Origin of the sequence: Streptosporangium sp. NPDC020145 (genome assembly GCF_040631275.1) — a bacterium.
Classification (GTDB): Bacteria; Actinomycetota; Actinomycetes; order Streptosporangiales; family Streptosporangiaceae; genus Streptosporangium.
Genome location: NZ_JBEXZT010000001.1, coordinates 1 through 10,718, shown reverse-complemented (window position 1 = coordinate 10,718; position 10,718 = coordinate 1). Strand labels below are relative to the sequence as shown.

The 10,718-nt window shown below is 70.9% G+C and carries 11 protein-coding genes; 1 reads left to right on the top strand and 10 read right to left on the bottom strand.

What is annotated here, in order from left to right; translation table 11 throughout:
* The first annotated feature begins 114 nt into the window (after window positions 1–114).
* Window positions 115–1,647, top strand: coding sequence for a bis-aminopropyl spermidine synthase family protein (locus ABZ463_RS00055; RefSeq protein WP_352009065.1), 1,533 nt, complete (start codon window positions 115–117; stop codon window positions 1,645–1,647).
* Between the two features lie 6 nt (window positions 1,648–1,653).
* Here ABZ463_RS00055 and ABZ463_RS00050 read toward each other — a convergent pair whose 3' ends face one another.
* The 10 genes from ABZ463_RS00050 to ABZ463_RS00005 all read right to left on the bottom strand — a co-directional run bounded on the left by ABZ463_RS00050 (window position 1,654) and on the right by ABZ463_RS00005 (window position 10,471).
* The gene (locus ABZ463_RS00050; protein WP_362771574.1) at window positions 1,654–2,289 is read right to left on the bottom strand and encodes a hypothetical protein; all 636 of its coding nucleotides are present in this window, start codon (window positions 2,287–2,289) and stop codon (window positions 1,654–1,656) included.
* Window positions 2,290–2,315: 26 nt separating this feature from the next.
* Entirely contained in the window at window positions 2,316–3,158 is an 843-nt protein-coding gene (locus ABZ463_RS00045; RefSeq protein ID WP_362771572.1) for a hypothetical protein, read from the bottom strand.
* Complete coding sequence (locus ABZ463_RS00040; RefSeq protein WP_352009062.1) at window positions 3,155–3,874, bottom strand: VIT1/CCC1 transporter family protein; 720 nt, start codon at window positions 3,872–3,874, stop codon at window positions 3,155–3,157. Before ABZ463_RS00040 ends, ABZ463_RS00045 begins: the two co-directional genes overlap by 4 nt.
* Window positions 3,875–3,919: 45 nt before the next feature.
* Window positions 3,920–5,032 (bottom strand): prolipoprotein diacylglyceryl transferase, encoded by a 1,113-nt coding sequence (gene lgt, locus ABZ463_RS00035; RefSeq protein ID WP_362771569.1) that lies wholly within the window; start codon window positions 5,030–5,032, stop codon window positions 3,920–3,922.
* Window positions 5,033–5,058: 26 nt separating this feature from the next.
* Window positions 5,059–5,823, bottom strand: a complete 765-nt coding sequence (locus tag ABZ463_RS00030) for a thioredoxin domain-containing protein (RefSeq protein WP_352009060.1) — start codon at window positions 5,821–5,823, stop codon at window positions 5,059–5,061.
* Window positions 5,823–6,329, bottom strand: a complete 507-nt coding sequence (locus tag ABZ463_RS00025; RefSeq protein ID WP_352009059.1) for a DoxX family protein — start codon at window positions 6,327–6,329, stop codon at window positions 5,823–5,825. Before ABZ463_RS00025 ends, ABZ463_RS00030 begins: the two co-directional genes overlap by 1 nt.
* A gap of 664 nt (window positions 6,330–6,993) precedes the next feature.
* Entirely contained in the window at window positions 6,994–7,788 is a 795-nt protein-coding gene (gene trpA, locus ABZ463_RS00020) for a tryptophan synthase subunit alpha (protein ID WP_352009058.1), read from the bottom strand.
* Window positions 7,789–7,854: 66 nt separating this feature from the next.
* Window positions 7,855–9,078, bottom strand: a complete 1,224-nt coding sequence (gene trpB, locus ABZ463_RS00015; protein WP_352009461.1) for a tryptophan synthase subunit beta — start codon at window positions 9,076–9,078, stop codon at window positions 7,855–7,857.
* 22 nt (window positions 9,079–9,100) lie between these two features.
* Window positions 9,101–9,910 carry an indole-3-glycerol phosphate synthase TrpC gene (gene trpC, locus ABZ463_RS00010; RefSeq protein ID WP_352009057.1) on the bottom strand — a complete coding sequence of 270 codons (810 nt, stop codon included), beginning with the start codon at window positions 9,908–9,910 and terminating at the stop codon, window positions 9,101–9,103.
* Between the two features lie 168 nt (window positions 9,911–10,078).
* Window positions 10,079–10,471 carry a DUF2752 domain-containing protein gene (locus ABZ463_RS00005; protein WP_362771566.1) on the bottom strand — a complete coding sequence of 131 codons (393 nt, stop codon included), beginning with the start codon at window positions 10,469–10,471 and terminating at the stop codon, window positions 10,079–10,081.
* Between the last annotated feature and the right edge of the window lie 247 nt (window positions 10,472–10,718).

Sequence of the window (10,718 nt, the reverse complement as noted above, 5' to 3'; positions counted from 1 at the left end):
CTGCCGGAAAGCTACCTACCCGGTCCGCATAGCGACCATTTAGTACAGGTTTGCCCACTTCAGTCAACATGCCCGTACGGCACGGCATTCCATCGGGCGCCCTAAGGTTGGCGCATGGACGCGATTGCGGATCTCCTCGCGCGGGCGGGAGTCGACGGCAGGAGACCGAGGGCCGTGCTGGCCGCGCTGGGCGACGGCCGCTGGTGGACCCTCGCCGATCTGGTCAGGCTGACCGCGACGTCACGGCGGACGGTCGAGTCCCTGCTGCGCGAGCTCGACCTGGAGCGCTCCGGCGACCGGTTCAGGCTCAGGGCCCCGCTGCCGGAGGCACCCGTGTCCCGTGCGCCCGCCGACCCGGTGGCCCACCTGCTGCCCGAGCAGGCCGGCCTGGTCGCCACGATGGAGAAGCTGATCACCGGCGCGCCCCGGGGGCGTCACACGCTCGACCACGTGTCGGCGACCGCGGAGACCGTGGTCAGGCGGGCCCTGCTGCTTGAGGCGAGGTTCTGGCTCGACGGCGCCCGCCTGCTGTGCGTCGGCGACCACGACCTGACCTCGCTGGCCGTCGCGGCGCTGTGCCCCGGCCTTGAGGTGACCGTCGCCGACATCGACGAGCGCATCCTCGGCTACATCGCCGAGCAGGCCGGACGCCTGGGCCTGCCGGTGCGCACCCGCTGGGCCGACCTGCGCCTCGGCCTGCCCGCCTCGGCTCGCGGATGGGCCGACCTGGCGATCACCGACCCGCCCTACACGCCCGAGGGGGTCGGGCTGTTCGTCGCCCGCGCCGCCGAGGGGCTGCGCGACCGCGACCAGGGCCGCGTCCTGCTGGCCTACGGCGCCAGCGAACGCACTCCCGCCCTGGCGCTGAAGGTGCAGAACGCCCTGTCCGCCCTCAACCTCGTCAACGAGGCGATCTACCCCGACTTCAACCGCTATCTCGGCGCCGAGGCCATCGGCTCGGCCGCCGACCTGTACGTCCTGCGGCCGACCACGAAGACCTGGCCCGCCGTCGCCGCCCGCGTCGAGGGCCTCAGCGCCGCCATCTACACCCAGGGCCCCCAGGCGGTCGAGTCGGCGGCCTCATCCGCGCCTCCTCCCCCGGTCACCGGGAGTCCCGAGGTGCTGGTCGGGGACTGGCCCGCCCAGGTGCTGCCCCGCACCCCCAGGGCACGCCTGTCGACCTGGCTCGCCAAGCCGTACGCCACCGACCCCGCCGAGGTGGCGATCGCGGTGCCCGCGGGGCTTGAGGCCGCGCTGCCCCGGCTGCTGCTGGCCACCCGCGCCCGCCGGGTCCAGGTCACACTGGCCGAGCCGCCCACCGCCCTGCCCGCCGAGCTGTCGGCCGTCTACGAGCTGACCGCCGAGGGCCGGACCGTGCACGCCGTACGGCTGCCGCCCCCGCAGACCGACGAGGGCCGCGTCCTGCGGCGCGTCCTGGACAACGCCCACGGCAAGGTCGCCAACACCTGGCGGGAGGCTCTCATCTCGGTCAGAGGTGAGCTGACCAAACGGCAGGCCAGGGCACTCGTCGCGCTGAGCGCGCCGTGGGCGCAGGACGTCACCGTCCTCGAACTGCCCGCGCACCGGCTGCGGGAGCTCCAGGACGCGGTCGCGCGCTCCCTGACCGCGCCCGTGCCCGCGGACTGAGCGCGCTCAGCGCACCAGACGGTGCTGGAGCAGCAGGCTGGGGCTGTCGACGGCCACCTGCGGGTAGGTCAGGTCGGCCTTATCCGCCCCCTGCCCCGTGGTCCCGGCGGGGGCGACCCAGCTGACGGTGACGTAGTGGCCGAGGGCACGGGCCTGTGCCCAGCCCGCGGCTCCCTGGAAGCCCTCCGGGGCGCCCGGGACCGGCCGTACGAAACCGTCACGGCCCAGCACGCCGACGAGCCGGTCGGCGGCGGCGGAGTCGGCCAGATTGAAGACGACGAACTGGCCGAGGACCCGGCCGTCACGGGTCGCGTAGCGGGCGCGCAACACCTGGGTGCATCCGGCCACGGCCTCCCGTGCCCCACCCCAGACCGCCGAGGCGCAGTCGGTCAGCTGTTCGGTGCCCTGGCGCGTGAGCGTGACACCGCCCGCGCTCACCGAACCCGTGGGAAAGACCTCTGCGACGGTCAGCGGGTCGGGATCGGCGGCCCGGGTGGCGATGGGGTCGTAGTGCGCCGTGGTCCGCTCGGCCCTGAAGGTCGCCGGGCGCTGGGTGTCCGTACCCGCCCGTGACCACAGGAACACCGCGGTCCCCGCGGCGGCGAGGGCCACGACGGCGACGGCGATGATCCACTTACGCATGACCGATGAGCCTACTGTCCGTGGGGTCACGAGGGGGACGCGGCGGGCTTCACCGCGACGACACGGCGGAAAACGGCCCTCTCCGCGCCCCTGACCGCCAGGGACAGGGAGACGAAGTCGTCCTTCTCGCCGGGATCGGCGCCGTCGGCGCGGCCGATCCAGACCAGGGCCGCGTAGTGGCCCATGGCGTTGCCGCTGCCCTCGCTGTAACCGGAGGAGGAGAACGGCGCCCTGCCGCCCTGCCCCAGCGGCTGTGGCCAGCCTCCCCGGTAACCCGCGGTCAGGGACTGGACCAGTTCGTTGGCCGCGGCGGTGTCACGCAGGTTGAACAGGGTGTATTGCGCGACGTAGCGGCCGTCCGCGCTGGTGTAGGTGCCCCGCAGCGCCTGGGTGCAGCCCGACCTGGTGAGCTGGTCGGCCAGTTCCCGCCCCCAGACCGCCGCCGAGCAGGTCGCGTCGAGTTTGGTGGCGCCCAGCTTCAGGGTGATCGCACCCTCTTTGAGGGTCCTGACGGGGAAGATCTCCTTGACGGTGAGCGGCGCCGGGTCGGCCGTGTTCCGCTCGATGGGCGCGAACAGCTTCGGCGAGTTCCATCCCTTGTAGGTGTCGGGCCTCGGCTGGGTCACGATGGCGGCGGCGGTCGCCCGCTCGGGGACGAAGTCGTTGCCGACCGCGGAGATCACGAAGGCCAGGACGACCGCGGTGACGATCACTCCGACGACGGAACCGCCGATCACCAGCAGCCGCTGCTGGAGGCGGCTCAGCCCCAGCTCCCGCAGTCTGCCGCCCTCCACGGGCTGCGCCGTCCTGGAGGAGCCGCGCCGGCGCCTGCGCGACGGGGTCGGGACCTGGGGGCTGGGCGCGTTCACAGGCCGCCCCCGCCCAGCAGGTGGCCGAGGCCGAAGGTCAGGAGCGCGGCGAGCGCGCCGACGCCGAGCTGGCGCAGCCCGCTGTACCACCAGCTGCGCGCGGTGACCCTGGAGACCAGTGCCCCCGCCCCGAACAGCGCCAGGCACGAGACGATCGCGGAACCGACCAGGCTGGTGACCCCGAGAAGGTACGGCAGCAGCGGCAGGACCGCGCCGACGCTGAAGGACAGGAACGAGGAGACCGCGGCGACCTTGGGCGAGGGAAGGTCCCCCGGGGTTACGCCGAGTTCGGCGCTGGTGTGCACCTCAAGCGCCTTGTCGGGATTGAGGGAGATCTGTCTGGCCACCTCCGCCGCCAGCTCGGGCTGGACACCGCGCGACTCGTAGAGCTGGGCGAGTTCGCGCAGTTCGGCCTCGGGGTTGCGTTCCAGCTCACGCCGCTCGACGTCGATCTCGGCGACGGCGAGCTCCCGCTGGCTGGCGACCGAGACGTACTCGCCGCCCGCCATGGAGAACGCCCCCGCCGCCAGGCCCGCGATGCCCGCCAGCACGACGACCTGGGTGCTCGTCGTGCCGCCCGCGACACCGGCGATCAGCGCGAAGTTCGACACGAGCCCGTCCATCGCCCCGAAGACGGAGGGCCGCAGCCAGCCGCCGTTGACATCCCGGTGGGCGTGGTGGATCTCGGCGCGCTCCTGGGCGCCGCCCTGACTCATCGTTCCTCTTTCTTCGCCTGGTTCCTTAGCGGGGGGAGACCCGGCTCACGCCGTGCCTTTCTCCCCTGCTGCGCGCTCGCCGTCGGCCGAGGCCCTCTCGGCCTCGTCGGCCTGGTCGGACCCGTGGGCGGGGTCGGTCTCTGCGCCCGTCTGGGCGAAGGCGGACACGAACTCCGCCTTTCCATCCTGCCCGTCCTGCCCGCCGGCCTGCTCCGAGGGGGGCGCGGAATCGGCGGGCCGGTCGTCCTCGGTCTCCGCCCGCGGCCCGGTCTCGTGCTCGTCCGCCTGGTCGGCGGCATGCGCGGGGTCGGCCGGATCGCCGGCCTCCTGGTCCTGCGTCACCCCGACGACCCGCTCCTCGCCGGTCTTGTTCCTGGTGCTCCAGAACCAGATGAGCGCCGCGACGAACAGCACGATGGAGGTCCACTGGTTGAGCCGCAGGCCAAGGATGTGGTGGGCGGTGTCGATGCGCAACCCCTCGATCCAGAACCGGCCCAGGGTGTAGCCCGCGATGTAGAGCAGGAACAACCGGCCGTGCCTGAGGGCGAACCTGTGGCCCGCCCAGACCAGCACGAGGGCCAGACCCAGGTCCCACACCATCTCGTACAGGAAGGCGGGGTGGTAGGTGGAGACCCCCGGCAGCGTGCCCGGCTTGTCGGGGTCGATCTCCAGGCCCCACGGCAGGGTCGTCGGGCTGCCGAACAGCTCCTGGTTGAAGTAGTTGCCCAACCGGCCGATGGCCTGGCCGACCGCGATGGCCGGGGCCACGACGTCGGCGACCGCGGACACCGAGATTCCCCGGTTGCGGCAGCCGAACCAGACGCCCAGCGCGCCCAGGGTGACGGCCCCCCAGATGCCCAGCCCCCCGTTCCAGATGTAGAGCGCCTCGATGGGCGTGTGAGGGGCGTCAGGCCCGAAGTAGAGCTGCCAGTCGGTGATGACGTGGTAGAGACGCCCGCCGACCAGGCCGAACGGCACGGCCCAGACGGCGAGGTCGACGATGGTGCCCGGCGTTCCCCCACGGGCGCGCCAGCGGCGCTCGCCGATGGCGACGGCGACGATGACGCCGAGCACGATGCACAGCGCGTAGGCCCTGATGGGGATTACACCGAGGTACCAGACCCCCTGCGAGGGGCTGGGAATCGAGGCGAGGGGCATGTCAGGTGACGTTACCGTGTCGCGGGCTACTTGGCGGCATCGAGAACGGCTTTACGGAGATCCGCGGGCTTGAACGCGACGTCGTTGCCGATCTCGGTCCCGTTGATCTTCAGCGTCGGCGTGCCGCTGAGCTTGGCGGCCTGCATGGTCCTGGTGCTGTAGTCGATCTGCTCCTGGGCCTTCTGCTGGGTGGTCACGCAGGTGGCGAAGGCCGAGCCGGTGACCCCTGCGTCTCTGCCCCAGTCGACCATGTCGTCCACCTTGAAGCCCTCGACGGTCTCGGAGGGCTGCTCCTTGAACAGCTTGTCGTGGAACTTCGACCACGGGGTCCCTCCGGGGATGCACCGGGAGGCGGCCCCGGCACGCAGGGAGTTACCCCTGGTGACGCCCTGGTTCATCTCCTGCGAGAAGATCGTGATGGGGTGGTAGACCACCTTGACCTTTCCCTCGGCGGCCAGGTTCTTGATGGTGGGCCCGCTGGTCTGCTCCATCGCCCTGCACGCGGGGCACTGGAAGTCCTCGTAGACGTCCAGGACCGGCTTCTCGACGCCCGCGACGGCCATCACGACGGAGCCGTCCGGGGAGGCGGTGATCGGCGCGAGCGCCTGGGTGACCTCCTCGGGCTTGCTGCCGTTGGCGGCGTACCACCATCCGGCTCCGATCGCGCCGAGGGCGACGACCACCACGGTCGTCACCGTCGCGACGCGCTTGAGCCGCTCCTTCTGCCGCTGCTCCTCCCGCTGTGCCTTGATCCGCTCACGCACCGAGTGCTCCCGTGCGGCCTTGCCCATCAGTGATCCTCCTGTTTCCGTGGTTCCTCCTCGCCGTCCACCTCGTCGTACGACTCCCGCTCAGGGGCCAGCCCGAGCGCGGAGTCCAGCGCGAGCCGTCCCGGACCGAACCGGGCGACGAGCACGCCGAGAACGAAGAGACCGGAGTCCCGCAGGATGTCGACGAGGTAGTCGGGCTCGACCCCCGGCTTGAGCTGGCCGCCGCCGCCGAAGCAGCCGCAGTCGATCCGCAGGCCGCGCGCCCACACGGAGGCGATGCCGATGACGAACGCCAGCATGAGCAGCGCGGAGATGCCGCCCACGACGCGGGTGAGCAGTCCGACAACCAGCAACACCCCAATGACGATCTCCAGGATGGGCAGGCCGTAGCCGACCACCGTGGCAAGCGAGTCTGGAAGCAGTTCATACGCCTTGACCGACTGGACGGAAAGCACAGGCGTGCCGATCTTGCCCCAACCTGCGACAATGAGCACCCCCGCCAGCACCAACCGCGAGACGGTCGTCACCCAGGGTAGCGTCGAACTAGCTCTGTGCGACCTCGGGGGGGCCTGCTTTTCAGAAGTCACGAGCATCATCGTCTCCCATTCCGGACCTGCGTCGCGGCCGTCGCCGGCGGCTACACGCGTTCCTGAGGAACCCCATCACGTGCTGGATAAGCGTCGGGTAAGTCAATCGGCCGACCGTAACGCGCTCCGTGAGGGTCCCGAAACTCCGGTCTCCCGTTCGCCGGGTGTCCGGCCGGGCGTGGCATGGCGCGAAGGCGGGGACGGCATGGCCGCCGCCTCGGCTCCTCCGCCACTGGCACACACCCTCCAGGTTCGATGACCGTCCCGGTTTCCCCCATGTCCCTGCACCTGTGCGATCGGCGGGCCGAGCCTGTTCGAACTGGGAAATCGTAGCCGAGGCACGGTCCTCGCGGCGTTTTCAGGTCAACGGGGGGAGCGTTCGGACTGAACCGGGAGAGAGGTCTCGCACCCCCGGGGCCGATGCGCCGCTTCCAGCGTACGCATTTCCAGGGTACGCCGCAGCCTTCCGCGCAGGTCGGCGGGCATGACGACGCCCCGGCTCCATGGGGCGGCGCCGTACGAAGAACGCGGCCGTCCTGTGTGGACGGCCGCGTCGTATGAGATTTCAGGCGTGTCCCGGGCAAGCCCGGTTTTCAGCGGCGAATCAGGCGCGCACGCCCGCCGCCAGCTCGGCTCCCAGTTCCCTGACCGCGGCCAGGCCCGAGGCCTCGTCCGGGGCGTCGAGCAGGCGGCGGATGAACGCCGAGCCGACGATGACGCCGTCGGCGTAGCGGGCGACCTGGGCCGCCTGCTCGCCGGTGCCGACTCCGAGGCCGACGCAGACCGGCAGTGAGGTCTGCCTGCGGGTCCGCTCGACCAGGCCTTCGGCGGCCTCACCGACCGTGGCGCGCGCCCCGGTGACGCCCATCAGGGAGGCGGCGTAGACGAAGCCCGTGCAGCACTCGGCGACGGCCTTGATGCGTGTCTCGGGAGAGCTGGGTGCGACGAGGAAGACGGTGTCGATTCCGGCCCCCGCGCTGGCCTCCCGCCACGGCCCCGACTCCTCCGGGGTCAGGTCGGGGGTGATGGTCCCCGTCCCGCCCGCTGCGGCCAGGTCACGGGCGAACCGGTCGGCGCCGTAGCGGTCGATCGGGTTCCAGTAGGTCATGACCAGCGTGGCGGCGCCCGTCTTGGCCACCCCCTCGACCGTGCGCAGCACGTCGGCGATGCGGGTGCCGTTGATCAGCGACCGGTGCACGGCGTCCTGGATGGTCGGGCCGTCCATGAGCGGATCGGAGTACGGCAGGCCGATCTCGATCACGTCGCAGCCGGCCTCGACCATGGCGGTCGCGGCCGCGATCGCGCCGTCCTTCGTGGGGAAACCCGCGGGGAGGTATCCGATGAGGGCGGCGCGATCGTCCGCCTTAGCCTTGGCGAACACCGTCTGAAGAGTCGTCATCGTTGGTTCCGTTGTCGGTCGTGGCCTCCGTCCCCTCCGCGGGGCGGAGGGGAAGCAAGTCGGTCGTCAGAGGTTGAAGTACTTCATGGCGGTGCCCATGTCCTTGTCGCCCCGGCCTGAGAGGTTGACCAGGATGAGCGCCTCGGGGCCGAGCTCGCGGCCGAGCTTGAGGGCTCCGGCGAGCGCGTGCGAGGACTCGATGGCCGGGATGATGCCCTCGGTCCTGGCGAGCAGGGCGAAGGCGTCCATGGCCTCGGCGTCGGTGATGCCGTGGTAGGCGGCGCGTCCGGTGTCCTTGAGCCAGGCGTGCTCGGGGCCGACACCGGGGTAGTCGAGGCCCGCGGAGATCGAGTGGGACTCGATCGTCTGGCCCTCCTCGTCCTGCAGGACGTAGGTGCGCGACCCGTGCAGGACCCCGATGGAGCCCTCGGTGAGGGTGAGGGCGTGCTCGCCGGTCTCCTTGCCGCGGCCGCCGGCCTCGTAGCCGTGCAGCTGGACGTCCTGGTCCTCAAGGAAGGCGTGGAAGATGCCGATGGCGTTGGAACCGCCGCCGACGGCCGCGGCCACCGCGTCGGGCAGCCTGCCCGCGAGGTCGAGGATCTGGCGGCGGGCCTCGACGCCGATGATGCGGGCGAAGTCGCGGACGATCTCGGGGAACGGGTGCGGTCCGGCGATGGTGCCGAACAGGTAGTGCGTGTGGTCGACGTTGGCCACCCAGTCGCGGAAGGCCTCGTTGATGGCGTCCTTGAGGGTCTGGCTGCCGTTGGTCACCGGGACGACACTGGCGCCGAGCAGCTTCATGCGGGCGACGTTGAGCGCCTGGCGCTCGCAGTCGACGGCCCCCATGTAGATCACACACTCCAGGCCCATCAGGGCCGCGGCGGTCGCCGTCGCGACGCCGTGCTGACCCGCGCCCGTCTCGGCGATCAGGCGGTTCTTGCCGAGCCGCTTGGTGAGCAGGGCCTGGCCGAGCACATTGTTGATCTTGTGGGCGCCGGTGTGGGTCAGGTCCTCGCGCTTGAGCACGATCCGGGCGCCGCCCGCGTGCTCGGAGAAGCGGGGGATCTCGGTGAGGGTGGTCGGCCTGCCCGCGTAGGTGCGCAGCAGGTGGTCGAACTCCCGCAGGAAGGCGGGGTCGTTCCTGGCCTTCTCGTACTCGGCCGCCACCTCGTCCAGCGCGGGGATGAGGGCCTCGGGGACGTAGCGCCCACCGAAGACGCCGAACTTGCCGTCGGTGTCCGGGTCGTCGCCGTGGACGCCGTTGCCCGCGAGGTCCGCGGAGGTGAGGATGCCGTCTGTCACTGTCACGTGCTCACTGTCCCTCTGGTCGGGATGCGGGGTGGGCTCCGGCGGTGACCAGGTCGACCACGGCGGCCCTGGGGTCCTTGCCGGTCACCAGGCTCTCGCCGACAAGGACGGCGTCCGCCCCCGCCCTGGCGTAGGCGAGCAGGTCGTGGGGACCGCGCACACCCGACTCGGCGATCTTGATGATACCGTCCGGGATCTTCGGGGCGATCTTGGCGAACACCTCGCGGTCGACCTCGAGGGTCTTGAGGTTGCGCGCGTTGACACCGATGATCTTCGCTCCGGCGGCGAGCGCCCGGTCGAGCTCCTCCTCTGTGTGCACCTCGACCAGCGGGGCCAGCCCGATCGACTCGGCCCGCTCGATGAGGGAGACCAGCGCGTTCTGTTCGAGCGCGGCCACGATCAGCAGCACGAGGTCCGCGCCGTAGGCACGGGCCTCCCACAGCTGGTAGGAGGTGACGACGAAGTCCTTGCGCAGCACCGGGATGTCGACCACGGCGCGGACGGCGGCCAGGTCCTCCAGGCTGCCGCCGAAGCGGCGACGCTCGGTCAGGACGCTGATGACGTGGGCGCCACCGGACTCGTAGTCACCGGCGAGCGCGGCGGGGTCGGCGATGGCGGCCAGCGCGCCCTTCGACGGGCTCGAACGCTTCACCTCCGCGATGACCGCCACCTGGTCGCCGCCGAGAGCGGCGTAGGCGTCGCGGGGGGCGGGTGCCCGCTCCGCGCGTTCCTTGAGCTGCGCCAGCGACACCGTCTGCTGCCGGTCGGCCAGGTCCGCGCGGACTCCTTCGAGGATCTCCTCCAGTACGCTCACCTGTCCTCCTCGCGAAACTCGGAGGTCATGTCGGCGAACGCTGCCGTACGCATGGTCCGCTCACTCCACTCGCTCACGAGTAAGGCCCCTCCCGATCGATTGCCCTGTCTCGCCGATGCTATCGGCCTTGCCGTGGTCGCCCCGCCACCGGGTGACGCCTATAGGTGACTATGGGGCCAAGAATTCCCCAAAGGGAACATTCCGCACTATCCAAAAAACGATCATTAAACCAAGAAATGCCCATACATAGGCAGGATTTATAACTTTTCCGGCATCTCGTCTTCCCTGCCAGGAGAACAACGCCCAGCGTCCCCACAGCAGGACCACCACGGGGATCATGATCACGACGAGCGGATTGAACCCCAGTGCGGCGGCCGGGTCACCCTGGGTGAGCGCGTGCACCGCCCGCAGCCCTCCGCAACCCGGGCAGTACAGCCCGGTGAGGGTGAGGAAGGGGCAGGCGGGATAGTGCCCCGGCTCGCCGGGATCGACCAGCGCGACCAGGAGGGTTGCCGCACCCGCCGCCACGGCCAGGCCGAGCGGCGCCAGCACGGCTCGCATCCGCCGTGCTCTCGGCTCTCCCGCCCTCGCGGCCCCGCCGGTCACCATCTGCCCGCCCGCACCCCTTCTCCCGCGACGACTGTCACCGGCAACGATACTCAAGGCGGCGCCGGATGACCGGCGACGCCCCGGCGGGGAACGGTCGGGAGGTCCTAGGAGCTGTTTAGAGTTCGGATCATGTGGTTGAAGTGAGGAGCTTCAACCACATGACCGAGCCTCGGAGATAGAGCCCGGCTTCATAGCTTTC

Coding starts and splice junctions, on each gene's coding strand:
- ABZ463_RS00055 (WP_352009065.1), top strand. CDS start 115: ATGGACGCGATTGCGGATCTCCTCGCGCGGGCGGGAGTCGACGGCAGG.
- ABZ463_RS00050 (WP_362771574.1), bottom strand. CDS start 2,289: ATGCGTAAGTGGATCATCGCCGTCGCCGTCGTGGCCCTCGCCGCCGCG.
- ABZ463_RS00040 (WP_352009062.1), bottom strand. CDS start 3,874: ATGAGTCAGGGCGGCGCCCAGGAGCGCGCCGAGATCCACCACGCCCAC.
- lgt (WP_362771569.1), bottom strand. CDS start 5,032: ATGCCCCTCGCCTCGATTCCCAGCCCCTCGCAGGGGGTCTGGTACCTC.
- ABZ463_RS00005 (WP_362771566.1), bottom strand. CDS start 10,471: ATGCGAGCCGTGCTGGCGCCGCTCGGCCTGGCCGTGGCGGCGGGTGCG.
- ABZ463_RS00030 (WP_352009060.1), bottom strand. CDS start 5,823: ATGGGCAAGGCCGCACGGGAGCACTCGGTGCGTGAGCGGATCAAGGCA.
- trpA (WP_352009058.1), bottom strand. CDS start 7,788: ATGACGACTCTTCAGACGGTGTTCGCCAAGGCTAAGGCGGACGATCGC.